Raw genomic sequence first — 22,879 nt, forward strand, 5'->3', positions numbered from 1 at the left:
GTGAGCATATGAAATGTCTGTCAATTATTAAGAATATTAAAAACCAAGCAGGTCTTTCGTTAATAGAACTTGTATTAACACTAGTTTTATTAGGTATGATTTTAGCCATTGGTTATAATTTTTTCTTCCTTGGATACACATCCTTTGTGAGAGGAGAAGCCCAATCAATTATTCAGAGCTATACAAGAAATACAGCCGCTATTATTACTAAAGATTTGCGTAACGCAACTAAAATAGGGGTTTTTAATGATTTAACAGATGCTGCCGTTCAAGCTAATGAAAGGGTTTTCTATTTAGAAAATAATAGGGTATATCACCAGCAGGGGACCAGCCAAATCCTATATGAAACAGAGCCTTTCATTTCTGATATTAACTTTGAATTAGAAGTTGCTAATGATAAATATGTTTTAGTCTTTATAATTGAGGGCAATAAGGATGGAAAAACATATACTTTAGAATCAAATGTTTTATTAAATAACATTTCTGTCGGAAAAATTTTTGGTGAATCAGATATTACTGGCAAAGTCCTAAAATATAAAAAATAACTGTCCCTAATATTATAACCGGCCAGACAGGCATTTGTAATTCAACTAATTAAAAGCCAAGATATAGCATTTCAATGGGGGTGCTTAATGAATGAAGAAAATGAGCCTGATTTTTACGCTGCTTATATTAAAAACCTTTGTATTTGCAACAAGTGCTTATGCTTTTGTTACCATTCAGGATAAGTACTATGCTGCAGATAGAATGGTCAACCTGGGGATTATTCAGGGTTTTCCAGATGGATTACTTGGGCTTGAACAAAGCATTACCAGGGCTCAATTTGCCAGGATTGCTATGACATTAAAGGGTTTTAATGAAGAAGACGCCTTAAGAGAAAATTATAACTACTTTAGAGATGTTGCAGGGGGTCAGTGGTTTACCGGTTGGATTAACCTTGCATATAAGCATGAGTTTATAAGGGGGGATCCTTCGGGACATTTTAGACCCAATGATGCAATATCCTATCAAGAAGCAATTACAATAATACTTAGGCTTCTGGGATATGAAAATCTTCCAAATCATTGGCCAACAAATTATCTTGAAAAAGCTGAGGAGATAGGTCTTATTCAAGGAGTATTCCAAGGGCCGCACCTGCCTGCACCACGTGGAGATGTTTTTGTCCTTTTAAACAGGGCTTTGGACATGCATGTGGTTTCCTGGAATACTCAGGAAGGCAAGTTTTTACCCAATGAAGCTAAAGATACACTGCTAACAGCAATGCTAAGGAAGGAGAAAGAAAGGCAGATAGCAGGACAGCTCTACTACGGCATTGCTGCTGAGAATCCCATTAACAGGGGAGGCCAATGGGTTGTTAAAATCAATGTTGCTGGAGCGGGTATTGGTGAGTATATTGTAGAAAAGCGAACCACCCTTCAGCAGGGAGATTTAGTAAAGTTTAAAGCGTACAGTGATGGAGAAGTTAATATTCTTACCAGACTTAGCAGCAGTACAGCTACAAGGTTCAGAGATGTGTACAAAACAGTTGGCTCTAGAGAAGGAGATTATATTGAGTTAGAGCCCACAGCAGAAGGAGGCAGTACATTCTGGTACCAATTTACAGACGACACCTTGATCTTTGATTCTGATAATTGGCGGTACAACACCAGCCTGCAAAGATCTGCCATTAAGGAAAGGGATAGGGTTATAGTACTAGAAGAAAATAGGGTTCTTAAGGTCATCTTGAAAGTGAACTATATTAGATGACAGGAGAATAAATAAGGGTTGCTCTAAATTTAAAAAGTGTGAAATCTATCAAAATGAATTAAGAAAAAATACATGGAAAAGGGACTTATATTTGGCCATTTGGTAAAAAATAAATAGGAAATTTTGTAGTTTTTCAGACTACAGTCAGTCAGAGGCGGGGGCATAGGTGAAGGGTTATGGTATAGTTAGGGAAATAAATGGATCAAATTTAAAAAATCCAAACTGTTTATTGATTAATTGCACATTAAAGCCATATAATTAATATGTAATATTTGTATCAATAAAATGACAACGTGAGGCGGTTGGGGATGAATAATAATATTGTTTTGATAGGATTTATGGGTTCAGGAAAAACTGCTGTAGGGAAGAGATTGGCAAACAAGTTAAAAATGGGTTTTTTTGATACTGATGAAAACATAGAAAAGGTATCAGGAATGAGTATTGGAAAGATTTTTAATGATTATGGAGAGATAAGGTTTCGTTCTGAGGAAACATTAGCAGTTAAAAGGGCTTGTGCTCTTAATAATTCTGTTATAGCCACAGGTGGGGGAGCTGTGTTAATTCCTGAAAATCTTGAATTGCTTAAAAAAAGTGGAGTTATTGTGGCCCTAGATGCAAGTCCTGAAGAAATTCAAAAAAGGGTCTCTAAGAGAAACAGTTTTAGACCACTTCTAGGTAATGATAAATCCCTAGAGAACATCACCAGACTGCTTAAAAAAAGGGTACCAGTCTATCAACAAGCCAACTATAGGGTGGATACTACTGGTAAAGAGTTGGAAACAGTTGTTGATGAAATAATGGAGTTGCTAAAGAATAATGAATAAACTACACATTGGATTGGGACAAAACAGTTATGATATTTTACTATACCATGGTGCTTTAAATGAAATTAAAAATCAACTGGGTTTCTTAGGCAATACTAAAATGTGCTGTATTGTTTCTCAGAATAATATTTTCAAGCATCATGGCCTTGAACTATATAAAACATTAAAAAAAGCAGGCTTTAAGGTTCATATACATATTATTCCAGATGGGGAAGTGGCTAAAAGTACAGATTACTGCAATAGGTTGTATGAGTTTCTCCTGGCAAAAAACTATGATAGACATTCACTTCTTGTAGCCTTTGGTGGCGGCGTTGTGGGAGATTTAACAGGCTTTGTTGCTGCAACTTATATGAGGGGTATCCCCTATATACAAATTCCCACGACACTACTGTCATCTGTTGACAGCAGTGTAGGTGGAAAAACTGGCATCAATTTTGGTGGGATTAAGAATATTGTGGGATCTTTCTATCAGCCAAAGCTTGTAGTTATAGATACTAACTTTTTAAAAACCCTGCCCCTTGATGAATTTAAAGCCGGCCTGGGGGAAGTGATAAAGTATGCTATACTTGATGGCGAGGAATTTTTCACAGATTTATATAATGATATTCATATAATTAATTCTAGTCATGCCAAACTACCGCAAATTATAAAAAGATGCTGTGAAATTAAAGCCAAAATAGTGGAAGCTGATGAAAAAGAAACTTCAGGCAGCAGAATGCTTCTAAACTTAGGCCACACAATGGGCCATGCAGTTGAAGTTTTAGCAGGCTTTAAGCATGGAGAAGCTGTTAGTATTGGTATGGCTTATGCAGCTAGATTATCCAACCAATTAGGTCATTTATCTGACCATGATACTAGTCGGATAATAGAAATAATCAAAAAGTCAGGTTTGCCCTGGGAGGTACCGTGTCATTTAAGTAGTGCTGCTTTATTTAAGCTTATAGAAAAGGATAAAAAGCAAAGCAAGGGCAATATGAACTGGATCTTACCTCATGGAATAGGCGATGTTAGAATTCATTCAATAAGACAAGTGGACGCTTCCTATCTTATTAAGGTTCTCAAAAAATGCTAGCTGCCAACACTAAATAGAAACATATGTCATATTAGTATATATAAACACTAAATTAACACTTGCAAAGCAGGTGTTTTCTTACTATCAGGAAGTATAAGTTCTAAATTTTTTTAAAAATTTTCTTCAATTTTGCAGGAAATTGTATTAGTTACAAGAAATATAAGATAAAACATATTTAAACAAATTTAAAAGGATTAAGCAGGATTACCATGGATAAGAAAAATACTCAAATCAATACAGAAGTTTTAAATCTCATACCAAAATCTATTATCCTACGACACAGAGTATTTCCTATGGAATTACAGGAAAAGGTTCTCAAAGTGGCGGTAGTGGATTCCTTTAATGTAGTTGCCTTTGACGATATCTATCTTGCAACAGGTTATGAAGTTGAGCCTGTTGTAGTCAGTGAGGAAGACCTGGATCAATTGCTAGATAAATACTTTGGCTATTCGGAATTAGACAGTAACACCATTAAAGAAATTCTAGAAATAAATGAAGATGACAATTCTAGTCTTGATATTAATCAAAATTCCATTTCTGAATTAGAAATAAATGATGCTCCCATCATCAAGGTTGTTAACTCTCTGATTCACAGAGCTGTAATGCTAAAGGCCAGCGACATACATATTGAACCACTGCAGGACATGGTTAAGGTTCGCTTCCGAAAGGATGGAGTTTTAATTGACATTACAAACCTGCCAAGAGCCTTTACGTCATTAATAGCCTCAAGAATAAAGATTATTGGCAAAATGGATATTGCTGAAAAGAGACTTCCCCAGGATGGCAGAGCAAATATAACGTTGAATAAAAAACAGGTTGATTTGAGGATATCTTCCCTGCCTACAGTACATGGTGAAAAAGTCGTCATTCGTATTTTAGATAAATCAACTATGTTCCTTGGGTTGGATATGCTTGGCATGGAGGAAAGGACTCTAAGCATCTATAAAAAGCTTATCAAAAGGCCCCATGGGATGATTTTATTTACTGGACCAACTGGGAGTGGGAAAACAACATCTTTGTACGCAACTTTAAACTACTTAAAAAATCCTCTTCAAAACATTGTGACCATAGAGGACCCAGTTGAATATGTACTTCCAGGTATTAATCAGACAGGCGTTAATAATAAAATAGGATTAAATTTTGCATCAGGGTTAAGGGCTATCTTACGTCAGGACCCTGATATTATTATGTTAGGGGAGATTAGAGATAGTGAAACAGCAGGGGTAGCGGTACAGGCTGCCATCACCGGGCATCTTGTTTTTAGTACCCTGCATACAAACAATGCCTCTGGTGCAATAGCAAGACTTATTGATATGGATATCGAGCCCTTCTTGGTGTCCTCTGCAGTCATAGGAGTAATAGCCCAGCGACTAGTGAGAAAAATATGTGATGACTGCAGACTAGAATATGTGGTTCCAATAGATTCAATTGAAAGGACTATTTTAAAAAAATCACCTAATGAATCATTAATTTTATACAAGGGCAGGGGATGTAATAGATGTAATCATACTGGGTATAATGGCCGAGTGGCTTTATTTGAAATTCTCCTTATTACAGGTGATATTCATAAACTAATTCTTAATAAAGCATCTACAGGAGATATTTTTGTTAAGGCTGCTGATGAAGGTATGATGACTTTTTCTCAGGATGGTATTTCCAAGGCTTTACAGGGCATTACAACATTAGAAGAAGTAAATAGGGTTGTTTTTGGAGTAATAGATGGATACTCTTAAAAATACATCTAAAATGAGTGGTGTAAAAAATGACTATATATAACTACCGGGTAATGGACCATAAGGGTCAGTACCAGGAGGGTACAATTGAAGCTGAAGACATAAAATCTGCTGCAAATAGATTAAGAGAGCAAGGACTTTATGTTGTAAAGCTTGATACTAATAGAAGAAGTTTAGACCTTATTGATTACTTTTCCTCTGTTAAATCCATTGACCTTGCAAGTTTAAATCAGCAGCTTGGTGTACTGGTCAATGCGGGTATACCCCTTGTTTCCGCCTTGGAGGTTGTTGAAAAACAGACAGATAACCCTAAAATGCAAAAGGCTATAACCAGTGTTAAAGCTTCTCTGAGAGAAGGTAAAACCTTCTACCACAGCTTAAAACAGCATTCAAATATATTTGATTCTATGATGCTAAATATGGTGCAAGCAGGAGAATTAGGAGGGGTTTTAGGAAATATATTATTTAGACTAAGTGAGCATTACGAAAGAGAGCACGAAGTCAAGGAAAAGGTAAAGGCAGCAATGACCTATCCAGTACTGGTTTTGGTAATGTCAGTTGCCGCTGTTATATTTATGATCATTTTCATATTACCAGTATTTGCAGGAATGCTTGGCGAAATGTCTAATGCACTTCCTATACCAACCAAGATTCTAATAAGCTTTAGTGGTATTTTATTAAACTACTGGCATTTAAATCTTTTAATTTTATTTAGTATGTCGGTCTCCTTTATCCTGTATTCACGTTCGTTAACAGGAAGAGCATTAGTGGATAAGATAAGAATTGGGTTTCCCTTGCTTGGAGATTTACATAAAAAGATTATAGTGGCACGTTTTTGTAGAACTCTTGGCATCCTTCTGGGTGCAGGAGTGCCTATCCTACATGCTCTAGAGGTTACAAGTCAGACAACAGACAACTCAATTTTTATGCAGGCCTTGACCAGGTGTAGAGATGTTGTAATGGATGGTAAAAGCATGGTAAAGCCCCTGCTGGATTCAGGCATATTCCCCTACATGGTTGCCCATATGGCAAAGGTGGGAGAGGAAACTGGCAAATTAGATGTGCTGCTTATACAGGTTGGAGATTATTTTCAGAGGGAAGTTGACCGTAAAATGGATAACCTGTCTAAACTCATTGAACCGGCTATGATAATAATTGTAGGTGGCTTGGTTGGATTTTTAGTATTATCAATGGTCCTACCCATGTTTACAATAATATCCTCCTTTTGAAAATCTGTGGTGAGGTTGATTTTAATGCTTAATAAAAATTATTCAAAAGGGTTTACGTTAATAGAGCTTGTGATAGTAATTGCAATATTAGGAATTCTTATGGGAATTGCTGCACCTGTGATAAATCAAACTGTAGAAAGACATGCACTTGCTGCATATGCACGTGAATTTGCAGGTGACATCAGGCTTGTACGTCATAGAAACATTAACGGTGAATCAACAGTTAAGGTACAAATCCTAGGTGATAAATATGTAATTAAAAAAGGCACGGTAATTTTAGAAACCAAAAATGCCCCCAAAGGGGTAAGATTTCTGGACATCTTTGGCTCAGAAATATACTTTTCTGGTTTTGGAGTTCCCCTTGGAGTAGGGCCAGCTACTATAGATATAACCAACAGCTATGGAAACATTTATGAAGTTACTATTATGGTTGCCACCGGCAGGGTACGTGTTAGACCTCACCCTGATAAGTGGTGAAATTTTTTGATAAGTGTGGTGGTTAAATGATTTTTTTTTCAGATTCAAAAGGATTGACACTCATAGAGGTGGTGATAGCCTCACTTTTGCTGGTTTCAGTCCTGGCTCCCATATTTACATTGATGCACTCTTGTTTAGGCAGCTATCATTCCGCTGGAGATAGAAGTCAGCTTGTTGTGGCAGGCAAGGGTATAATGGAAGAAACCCTTGCATCAAAGGACTATACCATAAAGCAACATAGTGGATTAACCTATTCTGGAGACATCAATTTAAAATATGACTTATCCATCAGCTCTTATCAAGGTAACCATAATCTACGAAATATTGAAGTCAGGGTTTATGTAAGTGGCAAGCCTGACAAACAGCTCTATCTTAATACAATTAGGACTGTAAGATGAGAGATGAAAAGGGTTTAACCCTAATAGAATTAATAGTAACATTAACAATTATTTCCTTTCTGCTGGGTGGCATTTATGTAATATTAGGGGGTACTTTTAAGGTTTGGCTGCAGGGAAGTGAGAAGATGGATATTCAGCAAAATGCCAGGATTGCTATCAATACCTTGGAAACTGAAATTCGAAGGGCTGATAGAGTAAACGTCAATAGTAGTCCTACTAGTTTAAATCTTACCATAAATGGCCGACTTACCCGCTACTATTTAAGTGGCACCCAACTATTAAGAAATGTAAGTGGGGAGGGAAATAACCCTGTTGCTTACAATATAAAACAGCTAAAGTTTACATATTATCCAACAGTTAATTCTTGCTCACTAGTAGAAATATATATGGAGCTTGAAAGTCAGGGCTATGTGTATAAGATTGCTTCAAAGGTTAATGTTCGTGCAGCAGACTTCTAAGCAGATGATAGATAAGGAGTATGAACCATGGGAGAAAAGGGCGTTGCAATGCTTTCAGTGATACTTGTAATACTAATAACAATAGTGCTCCTCAATGGATTAATGGCAATGACAATTACGGAAGTAAAGATTTCTTTTAATGATCAATATGCAGCACAGGCTATTTATTTAGCTGAGGCAGGAAATGAACTGGCTCTAGATTATCTCTATGACAATCCATATTTTCGTGGTGAGCTTTTAAATTTATCAGCTTTTGATAAGCCTTTCTATCTAGGAGAGGGGAGGATCAATAGTATTAGAGTTGAAAACAGCTCACCTAATGTAAGGATTACTTCAACAGGGGAGGTGGAGGGAATCGTGAGAAAAGCAGCCCTCCTAGTAAGAATAAGCTTAATTCAAAATGAAGGTGAAGGTGAGGAGGTTACTGAAATTTTTATAGATAAAATAAAATGGCTATATGCTTTTTAGTTTAAAAAACCAGAGGTGGGGTATCTATGGTTATAAAGTTTAAAAGGAGAAATTCAAGACAGCTAGGAATAGAGATAAGCGGTAAAATCCTTACAGCAGTATTATGTAAACATAATACTCGTGACTTTGAATTAGAGCAGATTTCAATAGAGTTAGATGATAATTGCGTAGAAAATGGACTTTTTGTTAAACCCCGAGAAGTTTCTACATTACTTAATCAACTTGTAAAAACACACAACTGGCAGGGAATAGATACAGTTACAACCATTGTCAGTCGTCAAATGGTTGTAAGGCATTTAGATTTTCCAATAATGCAGGATAAGGAACTTAATGAGACAGTAAAATGGGAAATCACACAACATATACCCTATGCTGAAGAGGATGTAATTTATGACTGGTGCAGCCTGGGTCCCATGAAAAAAGATCAACCAAATATGAACACAATTCTTCTAGCAGCTATACCAAATGCCACAGTTAATTCATATTATCATGTTTTTAATGAGACCGGAGTTACCCTTAAGGCAATAGACATAGTTCCATCAGCTCTTCGAAGATGGCTCTTGTATTTGGGGATGAAGCAATGGCCAGATGTTCAGGTGCTGACAATTGGGGTTATTAATGTTGGAGAAGAAATGACTAATCTTGTAATTATTAAGGATGGAAACATACAATTTGCACGTTCCCTTGCATATGGAAAACAGCATCTTGCAGTGACAGGGACTGAGGAGCTATTTATAGAAGAACTTTACAGGTCAATAGAATATTATCAAAATCATTATAAGGGACAATTGGCTAGAATCATAATTACAGGTGTAATAGATGAAAAGAATCGGTTACATAATATGGTTTCCCAAATTGCCCAGGTGCGTGCAGAAGTAGGATATATAGAGATTAATAAACTAGGCCCTAAATATGCAGTAGCTGCTGGACTTGCTTTAAAGGGGGTAGTGTAAATGGCAGAAATAAACCTGCTTCCTAAAGAGAAAAGGCCCAGAAAGTCACTAATGCTTAACAAAAAACTTTTACTCGTTATGATTTGTTCAGTTTTTTTCTTAAGCTATCTATTAACACTTAATCTCCAGCTCAATAGTCATTTAAAGACAGCAGAGGAGCTAAGGATAGAAATAGACAACTACCACAGTTTAATTGAGGATATTGAAGAGATAAAAGCTTATGGGGACCTGCTGGAAAAGCAAATTCAAATATATAGTGAGTTATTAGAAGGCAGCAGTTCCTGGGGTGAAAAATTAGAAGAGATAAACAAAATGGTTCCTGAAAACTCTTTTATAACAGCTTTACATATGGAAGATAATAAGTTTCTGATGATTAAGGGCTATGCATTAACTTTGGGAGACATAGCAGCATTCATAAACTGCTTAAATGATAGACAGTACTACACGTCTGTTAGGCTGCATAATGCAATTGAAGAAACAAGAGGTGACATTACCCTGCTAAAGTATGAAATAGTATGTGGAATTTAAATAATTATTTACAATGGGGGCAGTATGAGTTTCAATATGAATTTCAAACTTAAAGATAGAGAGATTAAGCTGATTTATATATTAATAGTTTTACTTGGAGTATTTGGAGCTTTTAAACTATTAAATACACTTTTTCCTGAAACAGTTAATGCTAAACAGGAATTGGCAGAAAGAAAGTTAGAGAAGGAAAGCCTGCTTCTCACCCTTCAGAAAGCTGATGAGTTAAGAATAAAAAATGACTTACTAGAGATTCAACTGCAAGAGCTAAAGGATAAATTTCTTCTACAAAGCCAGGATGCAGCTTATGTCATGTCCCATGGTCATGGAGATGGAATACTAATCAAGTCAATTATTCCCAGGGATGTATCTGATAGTAATTACTATTATATTAGTACCTATTCAATTGACATTGAAGGAGTATATTCAGAAATAGTTAATTTTATCTCTAGATTAGAACAGAAACCAGTAAGTAAAATTATTGGAATGGATCTTAATCTGCATGTGGTGGATATGAATGTTCAGGGAACTATAGTATGGGAAATATACAGCCTCCATGAAAGAAAGATGCCTATAATTCCAGCACCAGTACAAGAGCATGGCAGACCAGATCCCTTTCAGGTTCCAAAAGAATATATAAGCTTCTTGCATGATTTCATTAATGATGAAGTGACTGACGAAATTGAGCAAGAAAAACAAAATTCAAATGAAATTGTCCGGGAAAATACTCTAGAAGATGATAATAAAATAGAATTTTTGCATAAAGGTACATATAAGTTTCCAATAAAGCAATAGAATCCTTTCCATTAGTGAAAAAACAATGTAAAATGATTAAGAGAAGTGAGGGAAAAACTTTCCAATGAAAAAATTGCTTATAGTTATTATTTTTTTAGCTTTTTTATTTCTAAATCATTCGTCATTACTAGCTTCAGGATGGATGCTTAAAGAATATAAAGGAATGACAGGAGGTATAAAAATACTAGTTAACGGTGTGCAAGTAGAAACAGAAGTGGAGCCCTTTATTTTACCTGATGAGGGGGTCACAATGGTTTCCCTGCGAGATCTGTCTGAGGCTCTTGGCTTTAATGTAGACTGGAATGATATTACAAATACAATTTCTATCACAGGTAATATGGTATCAAAAACATACACCTGGGATGGTAAAGCAAAGAAAAGAATAGAGGATTTAAAGGTAATACGGAATGTTGGCCCGTTTTATGAAAAAAAGATTAATAATTATCAAATAGCAGGGAGATTTTTTGGCTCAGGAATTGCAGTTGACATGGAGGCAGATGATAAAACTGAGTTTGTACTTGATTTAAATAGAAAATATTCAACTCTTGATGGTTATTTTGGCATCGATGATACAACAATGAATAGCCTAGGAAGCTATAAACTAAGAATTTTAGGTGATGATAGAGAGCTCTTTTTATCAGATCTGGTAAAACCATCAGATTACCCTAGATATATATACCCAGGAAGAATTGATTTAACCTATATTAACAGGTTAACTATTAGAATAGATTGGGAGGAACAAGAAATAGGGGATTATGACCAGTTAACAGCGGTACTTGCTAACTTTAATTTTTATGAGAAATAAGGACAAAAATACAGCAGAGCCATGGGGACGGTTGTGCGCCACCGTAGTGCAACGAAGGTCCGAAGGGAAGACGATGGAACCGTACTTATGGCGTAGGAATGTAGCGAAACGAGTAACCTTTCGCTGTAGTAATAGGATATTATTTCTTGGCTGAAGCATACTAAATAATAAGGGTTAAGAAGCCAATGGTCAGATAAGAGAGTAGAGATCTTCTGACTTTATAGATACATGAGGTGATAGGATTGATTAAAAAAACAGATTTGCAGGAAATTTTAGCTGTAGCAAAAAAATATGGTGGAGATTTTGCAGAAATATTCATTGAAAAAAAGAATAGCTCTGGGGTAGGGTTGGAAGCTGGTAAAATAGAAAGGGTTGTAAGTGGTGTAGATATTGGTGCGGGAATTAGGGTAATTACAGGAGAAAATACTTCCTACGCATATACAAATGACCTATCCATTGAGGCCTTGATGAACGCCGCTAGAATAGTTGCAAAATCAGCTGGAAATGATGAAAATCCAGTTTCCATTGATTTATCTAAGGAATATAAACAGAGAAATGTTCATGTAGAAAAAGAACCTGACACAATACCAATTGATAAAAAGGTTGAAAAGGTAGTAGAAGCTAACAGGGTGGCAAGAGAGGTTGATGATAGAATTAAACAGGTTATGGTTGGCTATGGAGATGTGGTTCAGGAAGTTGTCATAGCCAATTCATTGGGTGAGCTGGTTGAAGACAAAAGGATAAGAACCAGATTCGTTGTGAATTCTGTGGCAGCAGAAGGCTCGCTGATTCAGACCGGTTATGAGGCTGTTGGAAGTTTTGCCGGTTTTGAGCTTTTTGATGAAATGGATTCTATGGATATTGCCAAAAAAGCAGCAAGACGTGCTGTAAAAATGTTAGAGGCAAGACCCGCTCCTTCCGGCAGGATGCCTGTAGTAATGACATCCCAGTCTGGTGGCACAATGGTTCATGAAGCATGTGGGCATGGGTTAGAAGCCGACCTGGCACAAAAAAAGCTGTCCGTATATGCCGGCAAGAAAGGGGAGCAGGTTGCAGCACCCGAGGTTACTGTAATTGATGATGGAACAATGAAAAAATATGGTTATCTCACCTGGGATGATGAAGGTGTAAAAAGCCGCAGAAATACGCTCATCAAAAAGGGCGTACTGGAAGAATTCATGTATGATAGACTTACAGCAATGAAAGAAAAAAGAGAGTCTACAGGTAATGGAAGACGTGAATCCTATCAAAATAGGCCTATTCCCAGGATGACGAATACATACATTGACAGGGGTAGCGTTGACCCTGAAAAAATTATTAAAGAAACTAAAAAGGGACTTCTGGTAGAAAAAATGGGTGGTGGCCAGGTGAATACAACTAATGGCGACTTTGTATTTGATGTTGCCGAAGGCTACTTAATTGAGAATGGTGAAGTAAAGGAAGCTGTTAGAGGTGCTACCCTAACAGGTAATGGGCCAAAGGTTCTGAGTAAAATAGACATGGTAGGCAATGATTTAGGTTTTGCAATAGGTACCTGCGGTAAGGATGGTCAGGGTGTTCCAGTTTCAGATGCCCAGCCTACACTCCGCGTTACTGAGTTGGTAGTTGGGGGAACAGAAGCCCCAGGTACAGGACCTGAGATCAGAAGAATTCGCAGACTTTAAATCTTAAACTGCATGCTCTATAATTTATGAAAATGAGGGAAGATGATGGAACAAAAATACACGAACATTGGTAAGGATTTAGTTGCAAAAGCAAAAAACCTTGGTGTTGATGCGGCTGAAGTTTACATAATACAGTCCCAGGATTTATCCATTGAAGTATCCAATGGGGAAATAGAAACCCTAAAAAACGCCGAATCAAAGGGAATGGGAATTAGAGTATTTAAGGACGAGGGCATGGGCTATGCATTTTCTTCAGATTTTTCCAATAGTGCTCTGGAAACGGTAGTGCAGCAGGCAGTAGCAAATTCTGCTATTGTTGAAAAGGACCCTTTTAATAAAATGCCTGATGGATTTTATGATTACCCCAAATTAGACCTTTACGACCCTGAGATCGTTTCTACTGACCTGGAGGACAAAATTAATCTGGCCAAAGAAATTGAATTAGCTGCCAAAGCAGAGGATAAAAGAATAACTATTACAGAGAATTCTACATACCAGGATTCAGTTTACTCAATTACCATTGTGAGCTCCCATGGTCTTGAGGCAGTTTATAAAGGAGCCTATTGTGGTGCTTATGCATTTCTGGTTGGTGAAGAAAATGGTGACAGCCAGACTGGTTTTGCCGTTCAATATGGATTAAAATATGCTCAGCTAGACCCACAAAAAATTGGTAGAGAAGCAGCTCAAAAGGCAGTAAGAATGCTGGGAGCCAAAGAAATAGCTACTCAAAAGGCAGCAGTTGTGCTAGATCCCTATGTGGTCACAAATTTCCTTGGAGTTTTATCCCCATCTCTTTCAGCTGAATCCGTGCAAAAGGGTAAGTCCATTTTTGCAGGCAAAATTGGAGAAATAGTTGCTGCCAAAAATGTTTCTATAATAGATGATGGAACCATGCCCGGAGGAATTGCCTCCTCACCTTTTGATGGGGAAGGAGTATCGTCTCAAAAGACTTTTTTAATAGATAAAGGTAGGCTAAATGGCTTCTTATATAATACTTATACTGCAGCTAAAGACAATGTAAAGTCAACAGGCAACGGCACAAGGGGCTCATACAAATCTACACCTGAAGTTGGAACCACCAACTTTTATTTAGATAAGGGAGACATTACAAGAGAAAACCTATTAAAGACTGTGGAGAAGGGGCTTTATGTTACTGAAGTAATGGGTATACATACAGCTAATCCAATCTCTGGTGATTTTTCTGTTGGAGCTGCAGGTCTTTGGATCGAACAGGGAGAGTTTAAAGGGCCTGTCAGAGGTATTGCTATAGCAGGCAATTTAGCAACTCTATTAATGTCTATTGACGGGGTAGCTGATGATTTAACCTTCTTTGTGGGTAAGGGTGCTCCAACTGTTAGAATTAAGGAAATGGTAATAAGTGGTAACTAATGGGAAGGGGGGAAAAGTTTGAAGATATTTGTTATCAATGGCCCCAATCTAAATATGTTGGGGAAGAGGCCGCAAAGCATATATGGCAAGGTGACCTTGGATGAGATTAATAAAGATCTATCTGCCAGGGCAAAGGAATTAGGTTTAGAAGCAGAGTTTTACCAGTCCAATCATGAGGGCGAATTAATAGACATTCTACATAAGGCACATGGCGAAGCAAAGGGAATTATTGTGAATTTAGCTGCATACAGCCATTACAGTATTGCACTGCGAGATGCAGTAGAAATCCTTTCAATACCGGTGATTGAGGTGCATTTGTCAAATATCTATTCGAGAGAGAATTTTAGGCATAAGTCCCTAATCTCCCCCTTGGTTGCTGGTGTACTCTGCGGCTTTGGTCCATTAGGATATAGGCTTGCTTTAGAGGCTATTAAGGATATTTTGCAGTGAATTGCAGGTGTATTTAGTGAAGCATAGAATAGATAAAGTAAGAGCTTATTTAGAAGAAAAGGACATGGACGCCTTTTTAATAATGAAGCCTCAAAATATCAGGTACTTAAGTGGATTTACAGGAAGTAACTGTCAACTCATCATTACCAGATCAAAAAATTTTTTGATTACTGATTTTAGATATATTGAACAGGCCAAAGAGCATAGTCACAATTATCAAGTTTTAAAGCAAGAAAAAAAGATGATAGATGTTGTAAAAGATATATGCCTGCAGGAAAGAATCAAACAAATAGCATTTGAAGAAGATCAGATGGTTTATAAAATGTATGAAACATACTACCAGGCGTTAAAACCTATTTATTTTATTCCCTCATCTGAATTTTTAACCCAAATCAGGGCTATAAAAGATTATGAAGAAATTACTCTTTTAAAGAAAGCCGTTAGCTTTGCTGATCAAGCCTTTGAACATATTTTGCCCTTTATCAAGCCTGGTATTAAAGAAAAAGATATAGCCTTAGAATTGGAATTCTTTCTAAGGAAAAAGGGAGCAGATGCAAAATCCTTTGACTATATAGTTGCTTCAGGAAAAAGAGGCGCTTTGCCCCATGGAATAGCCTCTGACAAGAAGATAGCATTGGGCGAGCTGGTGACAATGGACTTTGGGTGTATTTATGAAGGGTACTGCTCTGATATTACAAGAACTGTTTGTGTAGGTAAAATAGAAAATAAACAGAGGGAAATTTACGATATTGTTTTAGAAGCTCAAACTGTGGGAGTTAATTCATTGAGTGCTAATATGAAATGCCAGGCTGCAGACAGCATAGCACGGGAAATTATAGTGAAAGCAGGGTATGGGGAATATTTTGGGCACTGCCTTGGTCATGGTGTTGGTTTAGAAGTTCATGAGGAGCCCAGATTAACCAAGGATAATGAAAGCCTGCTTCAACCAGGAATGGTTGTAACAGTTGAACCTGGTGTCTATATACCAGGCTTTGGTGGAGTAAGAATAGAGGATATGGTGTTAATTCACAAAAATCATAAAGAAATTTTGACCAAATCATATAAAGAATTGCTAATTATATGATAGAATGAGTTTGGTACATATACATAAGTTGAAAATAGGGGGTTAAAAGGGAATATGATTTCAACTAACGATTTTAGAACTGGATTAACAATTGAAATTGATGGAGATATTTTTACTGTAATCGATTTTCAACATGTTAAGCCTGGGAAGGGCGCTGCCTTTGTTCGTTCAAAGCTAAGAAATATTAGAACTGGTGCAGTAACTGAGCAAACCTTTAGAGCTGGGGAAAAGGTTGCCAAAGCCCACATAGAAAAAAAATCAATGCAGTACTTGTATAATGATGGTGAAAACTTTGTGGTAATGGACAACGATACCTATGATCAACTAAATCTACAAAAACATCACTTTGATGGAAAGGACAAGTTCCTTAAGGACAACATGGCCTTGAGTATTTTAATGTTTGGGTCAGAGGTTATTGGAGTAGAGCTGCCTAACAGTGTTGAACTTGAAGTAATTGAAACAGAACCCGGCATTAAGGGAGATACTGCAACTGGCGCAACCAAGTCAGCCACCTTGGAAACAGGTGCAGTTGTACAAGTCCCCCTATTTATTGAACAAGGTGATATTTTAAGAATTGACACAAGAACAGGTCACTACATTGAAAGGGCATAGTATGTTTTAAAAAATGCAAATTGCGGATACACTATTTAAGAATGTGATTAAAAAATGGAGGTGCAAATGGCATGGAGAATATTAAACAAAAGGTTAGTTACTTAAAAGGTCTAATGGAAGGCATGGAAATTAAGGGTGACAGCAAGGATGGAAAGATATTTGGTGCAATAGTAGATATTCTTGATGAAATGGCTGACGAAATTGAGGAGTTACATGAGGTTCAAGATGAGCTTGAAGAGTATTTAGATAACATGGATGAGGACTTAAGCGAGCTTGAAGAAGATTTTTATGATGAAGCTGAATGTTGCGGACATCACCACGATGAAGATGAAGATGAATTTGATCCAGACGAGGACTATGTAGAAGTTGTATGTCCCGATTGTGGAGATACAGTATGCTTTGAAGCAGACATTCTAGATAATGAAGATTTAATTGAAGTTACCTGTCCCAACTGTGATGCAGTAGTGTTTATTAATGATGAAGATTTTCAAGAGGAAGAAAAACCAGAGGACGAGGATTTATAAAGCTTCAAAGCTCCAAAGTTTTAAAAAATAGTCAAGCGTAAAAAGGGTAGGCTGGTATTTTTACCAGCTACCCTTTTTAATTATGTTATAACCACTTTAAATATATGTACTTTTATTCTTCTACCTTCTCAAAATCTTCTTTACCAGCCCCACATTCTGGGCATACCCAATCGTCTGAAATACTTTCAAAGGCAGTACCTGGATCAACATCATTGTCAGGATCTCCTACTTCGGGATCATAGATGTAACCACAAATTATACATTCCCACTTATCCATTAAACATATCTCCCTTCAATAATAATATTGTTCGTGTACCTTTTATTTTAGTTTTCTAGATGCTTTTGTCAAGGGCATACTACATAAACACATAAAAATTTAATACATTAATGGTCATTTTACTTTTTAAAGCATAATTTCCTTAGACTCTTAATATGAATAGATATGAGAAGGGAGTGAACAAGCCTTGTCAGTTGTTTTTAAACCAGGGTCTCAAGAAGTTCAGATAGCTAGCAATAATAAACCTCCCCAGGACATCTTAAATATTCTTCCTGAGCCTCTTAAAGAAATATTCATTAAAACATGGGAAAGAGAAACGGGTATCGAAGAGATTCGAATTAGAAAAAAGAGACCTTTGATATTTCGCTTAGCAAGGGGAGAGGTCCTTTTCCATGACATGATAGTGTCTAATGAGCTTTTTGATAATGTATTAAGAATAATTAGCAAAAACTCCATCTATGCCCTTGAAAGCGAATTTAGAAATGGCTTTATTACCATTAAAGGAGGACATAGGGTAGGCTTTGCTGGAGAAGCTGTTGTAGAAAAAGACATAATAAAAACTCAAAAAAACCTTGCCAGCCTAAATATACGAATAGCAAGGGCAGTTGTAGGCTGTAGTGTTGAGATTATACCCCATATTATAGATATCTCCAAAAAATCCTTAATGCATTTATTAATTGTTTCTCCCCCTGGATGCGGGAAAACCACTCTATTAAGAGATTTAATAAGGTCTATCAGCCTTGGAATACCAAAATATAATCTAGCCCCCATGCAGGTTGGTCTGGTGGATGAGAGGTCAGAAATTGCCGGCTGCTACCAGGGCATTCCCCAATTAGATGTTGGACCAAGGACAGACATCCTGGATAGATGTCCCAAGGATCAAGGAATGATAATGCTTATTCGGTCCATGGGCCCCGAGGTTATAGCAACAGATGAGCTAGGTGGGCCAAAGGATGTAGAAGCTGTTAGACAGGTTGTAAATGCAGGGATTAAATTTTTAGCTACTGTTCACGGAGACAGCTATGAACAGTTAACCAAAAGACCCTATTTAAAGGAATTGTTAGCAATGGGTATATTCCAAAGATATATTTTCTTAAATAAATTTGGTCCTGGCAAGTGGGTTAAGGATATATTAAATCATCAAGGCGAAAGTGTATTTAAGTTTAAAATGGCCGGACCATAACAGGGGTGCTTCTATGATAGTAAAGATTACAGGATGTATATTAATAATTGGTGCCTGCAGCTACATGGGCTTCTCTTTAGGAAAACAATATAGTGCCAGGTTTGAACAGCTTAGAAAATTAAGAAGCTCTCTGAAAATGCTGGAAACTGAAATCAACTATTCAATGAATCCACTGCCAGAAGCTCTTTTTAAGGTAGGGTCACGAATTTCCTGGCCTGTGGGGATCCTATATGCATATACAGCTGACCTGTTAGCAAAAAACATGGGTCTTCCTATGGAGCAGGTATGGAGAGCAGGTTTAAATAGGCTGGCTGAAGAAAGCTCACTTAAAACAGAAGAACTGGATGTTCTAGATGATTTTGGTATTGGGTTAGGAGGTTCTGACAGAGAGGAACAGCTAAAAAATTTGCACCTTGTTCAAGAGCACTTACGGATCATTGAATTAAAAGCAGAAAGCGATAGGAACAAGTATGAAAGAATGTACAAAACACTAGGAGTGCTTGCAGGTGCAGCACTAGCACTGGTTATAATATAGCCCAATTAAGAACTCATGGAGGGAAGTTTAAATGGCAAATTTAGATTTGGTTTTTAAGTTAGCTGGGCTTGCTATGATTATTACTGTGATACATGCTCTTTTGAAACAGGCGGGAAGAGATGAATATGCGTCCTTATCCTTACTGGCAGGTGTAACTATAGCTTTATTATGGGTACTACCTGCAATTGTTGAACTGCTTTCTACTGTGAGGTCTGTATTCCAACTATACTAAAGGGCGGTGGCTAAAATGGAAATCTTGCAGATTGTAGGTTTAGGAATCTTAGCTGCCATCATCATAGTTCTAGTAAAGCAGGCCAATTTTCCAACAGCTGCTATAATTCTTAGTATCCTTGTTGGAGCAACGATCTTTCTTATGATGCTTACAAAGATTGGTGCTATTATTGATATTCTCCAACAGCTAGCAGACCGGGCAAATGTAAATCAGTTTTATTTAGCTACAATCCTCAAAATAATTGGTATAGCATATATAGCTGAATTTGGATCACAAATGTGCAGGGATTCAGGAGAATCTGCAATAGCAAGCAAAATCGAGTTTGCTGCAAAAATTTTAATAATGATTTTAGCCATACCTATATTTGCAGCCATTCTCGAGTCTATAATTCGTCTGTTGCCGTGAGGTGTAAATATGAGAAAACTAATTATTATGGCATTTGTTTTCCTAATCTTTGCATTAGCCTGCCCAGTAATGGCGGATACGGAAGAGGCCTATACTTATGATTTAGAAGAACAGATCAATGAACAGCTGGATAATTTAAACCTAACTGAGATTGAAGAATTTATTAACCAGATAGATCAGGAAATTGGACAATATATACCGGAAATATCATTAACTAAAACAATCCAGGGTATTAGAGATGGAGATATCAGTCTGCAGCTGGGGGATATCTTTAATGGAATAATAAGGTTTATTTTTAGAGAGTTTATTGCTCACTCGGCTCTTTTAGGAAAGCTTATAGTGTTGGCAATGATATGTGTGCTTTTGCAAAACCTGCAATCGGCCTTTGCAGGAAGTACAGTTGGAAGGCTATCCTATGGAATTACCTATCTAGTATTAATAACAATAGCAGTGAGTTCCTTTATCCTGGTAGTTGAAACAGGAAAAACGGCCATTGAACAGATGGTAACCTTCGTACAAGCCCTGCTGCCTATCCTGTTGACCCTTCTAGCAGCCATGGGCGGCCTTACAAGTGCAGCCTTTATCCATCCCTTTATGATGGTAGCCCTAGCTGTTATTACCACAATTATAAGTACAATAGTCTTTCCAATGATTCATTTTTATGCTGTGTTGAGTATTGTCAGCCACATATCAGAGAAGTTTAAGGTTAGCCAATTAGCTGCTTTAATAAAAGACATTACAATGGGAATAATGATGCTTTGTATGACTCTGTTTGTGGGGGCCCTGGGATTTCAGGGAGTAACTGGTGTAGTAGCAGATTCCCTGACCTTGAGGACAGCTAAATTTTTAACAGGTTCTTTTATACCAGTTGTTGGGCATATGCTTACAGACGCATTAGAGGCTGTTGTTGGAACCTCCATTCTACTAAAAAATGCTATTGGTCTGGTAGGAGTATTGGTGTTAGTGATAATCTGGGTATTTCCAATGCTGAAGATTTTAGTAATAGGAATAATATATAGGCTTGCGGGAGCCCTAGTGCAGCCCTTTGGAGAAAGTCAGATAGGGGATGCACTTCAAACAATGTCCAGGTGTATAAATCTTGTATTTGCTGCGGTAGCTGCTGTGGGACTTATGTTTTTCATTGGTGTGAGCATTATTATAGGTCTAGGCAACGTAACTGTTATGATGAGGTAGGTGTTCATGGTGCTGGAAACACTAGGGGGATTAGTTAGTAATATAGCTGTAATTGTCATATTAGCGGTTTTTGTAGAAATGCTTCTGCCAAACAATGATATAACAAAATATCTCAGGCTGATTATGGGCTTGTTTATAATAGTTACCATTCTTGCTCCAATAATGACCTTACTTGAAAAGGAGGATTCCTTCGAAGTGGCTACATGGAATTTTGCAGCTGATAACAGACAACTGGAATCCATATTAAAAAAAGGTGAAGACATGGGGAAGTCAAATATTGAAAAGGCTTCACAGGAATATATAAAAAGAATAGAGGGCCAAATCATCGCCCTGGTTAGACTTATTCCTGAGGTAGACAAGGTAAGTGCTGCAATTGCAGTTCATAGCAATGAAGATGTGAGATTTGGCAGTATAAAGGGAGTAATAATCTGGGCTGCCCTGTCAGAAAGTGAACCTTTAAAGGAGGATTTAATCCCTAAAATAGATCCTATAGACATAGATTTAAGCAAAATTTCAGAAGAAGCTGAGCAACCCAAGGAAGTAGTAAAAAACCATCATGACATCAACAAAATAGAAAATCAAATCCGAGATACCATATCTAGCTTTTATGGTTTACAAAAAAGCCAAATTCAAATCAAATGGAATTAACGGGAGGGATTTAAATGGATGGTAAAAAAATAAAAGGTCTTAAGCTGCCGGAGATTAGACTGCCTGAAAAGCAAAAAAAAGTTCTATTGATTGCAGTATTAGTGCTTGGTTTTGGTGTGCTATTGGCAGGCTATAGGGGCATACCTTCAGCTAACAATAATATGCGTGTAGACGAGCAAATACCCAATCTAACAACTGTTGTTTCCTATACATCAGCTATTACACAGGCAGAGGCAGCCCTTGAGCAAAGGCTTGAAAGAATCCTGACTAAAATGGATGGAGTTGGCAATGTTTCTGTATCAGTGGTTTTTAAGGAAAGCCCAGAATATGAATATGCAGTTAATGTTAGTACATCAGAAAAATCCATAACTGAAAGTGACCAATCCGGCGGCAATAGGGTTACTCTAGATACTACAGAGAGCGGACAGCTTGTTTTAGTTCGGTCTGCTAATAACACAGGTGAAAAGCCTGTTGTGGTAAAAGAAATCAAGCCAGAAATCTTAGGAGTCCTTGTTGTGGCCCAGGGAGCCAGCAATCCCCTTGTGAAAGCAGAATTAACCAGAGCAGTCCAGACTCTTCTTGGAATTAGTCTAGATCAGGTTACAGTAGTCTCAGGAGAAGGTAGGTGAAAAAAATGACCATCATAACCAATAGATATACTTTAGGTCTTATACTTGTAGCACTGTTTTCTGCCATGCTGTATATAGGGTACATGGAATTAAAGCCATATGATGAAGCCTTAATACTTGAAACTGCTACAAAGCAAAAGGATGAACAGTTTGGGTGGTTAAATGAGGATTACGTAAATCTCAGCAAGGTTTCTGATGATGCCGTTTTTTTTGTGGAATATAGACTAGATAGGGATAGGACCAGGGGAAAGCAGTTAGAGCTAATGAAAAAAATAGTTGAAGATCCTAACTCGGTAGCAGAAACAAGACAGGAGGCCCAACAAAAAATAATTCAAATCACCAATTATTTAGAGCAGGAGTTACAGCTTGAGAATTTAATAAAAGCCAAAGGCTTTAAGGACGCGGTTATTTTTATCCAGCCCCAATCAGTTACTGCTGTTGTCAATCAAAGGGAGTTTACAAAAGATGAAATAGCCCAAATTACTGATTTGATAATAACTGTTACAGGACAAGGTATAGAAAATATCTATATAGTTCCCAATGGAGGCGAAAAACAATAAGTTATGTTTA

29 protein-coding genes and 1 pseudogene are annotated in these 22,879 nt (G+C 37.2%); 29 read left to right on the forward strand and 1 reads right to left on the reverse strand.

Annotated features, from left to right (window positions below; all coding sequences use genetic code 11):
- Positions 1 to 8: 8 nt before the first annotated feature.
- From K364_RS28020 to K364_RS0119985, 21 genes and pseudogenes are all read left to right on the forward strand, one after another.
- A pseudogene (locus K364_RS28020) lies at positions 9 to 107 on the forward strand (prepilin-type N-terminal cleavage/methylation domain-containing protein); the annotation flags it as partial.
- 39 nt (positions 108 to 146) lie between these two features.
- On the forward strand, positions 147 to 545 hold the full coding sequence (locus K364_RS0119890) for a hypothetical protein (RefSeq protein WP_242841759.1): 399 nt from the start codon (positions 147 to 149) through the stop codon (positions 543 to 545).
- A 91-nt stretch (positions 546 to 636) separates the two neighbouring features.
- A complete protein-coding gene (locus K364_RS0119895; RefSeq protein ID WP_028309461.1) occupies positions 637 to 1,746 on the forward strand; it encodes an S-layer homology domain-containing protein in 1,110 nt (369 codons plus the stop codon).
- A gap of 308 nt (positions 1,747 to 2,054) precedes the next feature.
- The gene (locus tag K364_RS0119900) at positions 2,055 to 2,570 is read left to right on the forward strand and encodes a shikimate kinase (protein WP_028309462.1); all 516 of its coding nucleotides are present in this window, start codon (positions 2,055 to 2,057) and stop codon (positions 2,568 to 2,570) included.
- The gene (gene aroB, locus K364_RS0119905) at positions 2,563 to 3,642 is read left to right on the forward strand and encodes a 3-dehydroquinate synthase (protein WP_035270435.1); all 1,080 of its coding nucleotides are present in this window, start codon (positions 2,563 to 2,565) and stop codon (positions 3,640 to 3,642) included. The genes K364_RS0119900 and aroB overlap by 8 nt, the downstream gene beginning before the upstream one ends.
- 209 nt (positions 3,643 to 3,851) lie before the next feature.
- Positions 3,852 to 5,375 carry a GspE/PulE family protein gene (locus K364_RS24970; protein WP_051534262.1) on the forward strand — a complete coding sequence of 508 codons (1,524 nt, stop codon included), beginning with the start codon at positions 3,852 to 3,854 and terminating at the stop codon, positions 5,373 to 5,375.
- A gap of 29 nt (positions 5,376 to 5,404) precedes the next feature.
- Positions 5,405 to 6,604, forward strand: coding sequence for a type II secretion system F family protein (locus K364_RS24975; RefSeq protein ID WP_084296126.1), 1,200 nt, complete (start codon positions 5,405 to 5,407; stop codon positions 6,602 to 6,604).
- A 24-nt stretch (positions 6,605 to 6,628) separates the two neighbouring features.
- Entirely contained in the window at positions 6,629 to 7,081 is a 453-nt protein-coding gene (locus K364_RS27420; RefSeq protein WP_028309464.1) for a pilus assembly FimT family protein, read from the forward strand.
- Between the two features lie 26 nt (positions 7,082 to 7,107).
- A complete protein-coding gene (locus tag K364_RS0119925) occupies positions 7,108 to 7,479 on the forward strand; it encodes a type IV pilus modification PilV family protein (protein WP_028309465.1) in 372 nt (123 codons plus the stop codon).
- Entirely contained in the window at positions 7,476 to 7,937 is a 462-nt protein-coding gene (locus K364_RS0119930; protein ID WP_028309466.1) for a PilW family protein, read from the forward strand. Before K364_RS0119925 ends, K364_RS0119930 begins: the two co-directional genes overlap by 4 nt.
- A gap of 27 nt (positions 7,938 to 7,964) precedes the next feature.
- Complete coding sequence (locus K364_RS0119935) at positions 7,965 to 8,405, forward strand: pilus assembly PilX N-terminal domain-containing protein (RefSeq protein WP_028309467.1); 441 nt, start codon at positions 7,965 to 7,967, stop codon at positions 8,403 to 8,405.
- 26 nt (positions 8,406 to 8,431) lie between these two features.
- Positions 8,432 to 9,358 (forward strand): type IV pilus biogenesis protein PilM, encoded by a 927-nt coding sequence (gene pilM / locus K364_RS0119940; protein WP_028309468.1) that lies wholly within the window; start codon positions 8,432 to 8,434, stop codon positions 9,356 to 9,358.
- Complete coding sequence (locus K364_RS0119945) at positions 9,359 to 9,886, forward strand: PilN domain-containing protein (RefSeq protein WP_028309469.1); 528 nt, start codon at positions 9,359 to 9,361, stop codon at positions 9,884 to 9,886. It begins immediately after the preceding gene.
- 24 nt (positions 9,887 to 9,910) lie between these two features.
- Positions 9,911 to 10,678 (forward strand): hypothetical protein, encoded by a 768-nt coding sequence (locus tag K364_RS0119950; RefSeq protein WP_028309470.1) that lies wholly within the window; start codon positions 9,911 to 9,913, stop codon positions 10,676 to 10,678.
- Positions 10,679 to 10,742: 64 nt separating this feature from the next.
- Positions 10,743 to 11,483: a stalk domain-containing protein gene (locus tag K364_RS0119955; protein ID WP_028309471.1), complete on the forward strand. Its 741-nt coding sequence runs from the start codon at positions 10,743 to 10,745 to the stop codon at positions 11,481 to 11,483.
- A gap of 242 nt (positions 11,484 to 11,725) precedes the next feature.
- Positions 11,726 to 13,147 carry a TldD/PmbA family protein gene (locus K364_RS0119960; protein ID WP_028309472.1) on the forward strand — a complete coding sequence of 474 codons (1,422 nt, stop codon included), beginning with the start codon at positions 11,726 to 11,728 and terminating at the stop codon, positions 13,145 to 13,147.
- Positions 13,148 to 13,189: 42 nt separating this feature from the next.
- Positions 13,190 to 14,536, forward strand: coding sequence for a TldD/PmbA family protein (locus tag K364_RS0119965; protein WP_028309473.1), 1,347 nt, complete (start codon positions 13,190 to 13,192; stop codon positions 14,534 to 14,536).
- Between the two features lie 18 nt (positions 14,537 to 14,554).
- Positions 14,555 to 14,986: a type II 3-dehydroquinate dehydratase gene (gene aroQ, locus K364_RS0119970; protein ID WP_028309474.1), complete on the forward strand. Its 432-nt coding sequence runs from the start codon at positions 14,555 to 14,557 to the stop codon at positions 14,984 to 14,986.
- Positions 14,987 to 15,002: 16 nt separating this feature from the next.
- The gene (locus tag K364_RS0119975; RefSeq protein ID WP_028309475.1) at positions 15,003 to 16,070 is read left to right on the forward strand and encodes a M24 family metallopeptidase; all 1,068 of its coding nucleotides are present in this window, start codon (positions 15,003 to 15,005) and stop codon (positions 16,068 to 16,070) included.
- Between the two features lie 54 nt (positions 16,071 to 16,124).
- Positions 16,125 to 16,682, forward strand: coding sequence for an elongation factor P (gene efp, locus K364_RS0119980; RefSeq protein ID WP_028309476.1), 558 nt, complete (start codon positions 16,125 to 16,127; stop codon positions 16,680 to 16,682).
- A 71-nt stretch (positions 16,683 to 16,753) separates the two neighbouring features.
- Complete coding sequence (locus K364_RS0119985; RefSeq protein ID WP_028309477.1) at positions 16,754 to 17,206, forward strand: CD1247 N-terminal domain-containing protein; 453 nt, start codon at positions 16,754 to 16,756, stop codon at positions 17,204 to 17,206.
- Positions 17,207 to 17,318: 112 nt separating this feature from the next.
- Here K364_RS0119985 and rd read toward each other — a convergent pair whose 3' ends face one another.
- A complete protein-coding gene (gene rd / locus K364_RS26460) occupies positions 17,319 to 17,483 on the reverse strand; it encodes a rubredoxin (RefSeq protein WP_084296127.1) in 165 nt (54 codons plus the stop codon).
- Positions 17,484 to 17,670: 187 nt separating this feature from the next.
- Between rd and spoIIIAA the strand changes: the two genes are divergently transcribed.
- The 8 genes from spoIIIAA to K364_RS25870 are packed head-to-tail and all read left to right on the forward strand — an operon-like array spanning position 17,671 to position 22,869.
- A complete protein-coding gene (spoIIIAA, locus tag K364_RS0119995; protein ID WP_051534263.1) occupies positions 17,671 to 18,666 on the forward strand; it encodes a stage III sporulation protein AA in 996 nt (331 codons plus the stop codon).
- 13 nt (positions 18,667 to 18,679) lie between these two features.
- Positions 18,680 to 19,201, forward strand: coding sequence for a stage III sporulation protein SpoIIIAB (gene spoIIIAB, locus K364_RS0120000; RefSeq protein WP_051534264.1), 522 nt, complete (start codon positions 18,680 to 18,682; stop codon positions 19,199 to 19,201).
- A 31-nt stretch (positions 19,202 to 19,232) separates the two neighbouring features.
- Entirely contained in the window at positions 19,233 to 19,433 is a 201-nt protein-coding gene (gene spoIIIAC, locus K364_RS0120005; RefSeq protein WP_028309480.1) for a stage III sporulation protein AC, read from the forward strand.
- 15 nt (positions 19,434 to 19,448) lie between these two features.
- Positions 19,449 to 19,838, forward strand: coding sequence for a stage III sporulation protein AD (spoIIIAD, locus tag K364_RS0120010; protein WP_028309481.1), 390 nt, complete (start codon positions 19,449 to 19,451; stop codon positions 19,836 to 19,838).
- 9 nt (positions 19,839 to 19,847) lie between these two features.
- Positions 19,848 to 21,032: a stage III sporulation protein AE gene (gene spoIIIAE / locus K364_RS0120015; protein WP_028309482.1), complete on the forward strand. Its 1,185-nt coding sequence runs from the start codon at positions 19,848 to 19,850 to the stop codon at positions 21,030 to 21,032.
- 6 nt (positions 21,033 to 21,038) lie between these two features.
- Positions 21,039 to 21,680: a stage III sporulation protein AF gene (gene spoIIIAF, locus K364_RS0120020; protein WP_028309483.1), complete on the forward strand. Its 642-nt coding sequence runs from the start codon at positions 21,039 to 21,041 to the stop codon at positions 21,678 to 21,680.
- A gap of 14 nt (positions 21,681 to 21,694) precedes the next feature.
- A complete protein-coding gene (locus K364_RS24980) occupies positions 21,695 to 22,309 on the forward strand; it encodes a hypothetical protein (RefSeq protein ID WP_051534265.1) in 615 nt (204 codons plus the stop codon).
- A gap of 5 nt (positions 22,310 to 22,314) precedes the next feature.
- Positions 22,315 to 22,869 carry a SpoIIIAH-like family protein gene (locus K364_RS25870; protein ID WP_242841762.1) on the forward strand — a complete coding sequence of 185 codons (555 nt, stop codon included), beginning with the start codon at positions 22,315 to 22,317 and terminating at the stop codon, positions 22,867 to 22,869.
- Positions 22,870 to 22,879: the final 10 nt, after the last annotated feature.

Source organism: Desulfitibacter alkalitolerans DSM 16504 (assembly GCF_000620305.1).
GTDB classification, from domain to species: Bacteria; Bacillota; DSM-16504; order Desulfitibacterales; family Desulfitibacteraceae; genus Desulfitibacter; species Desulfitibacter alkalitolerans.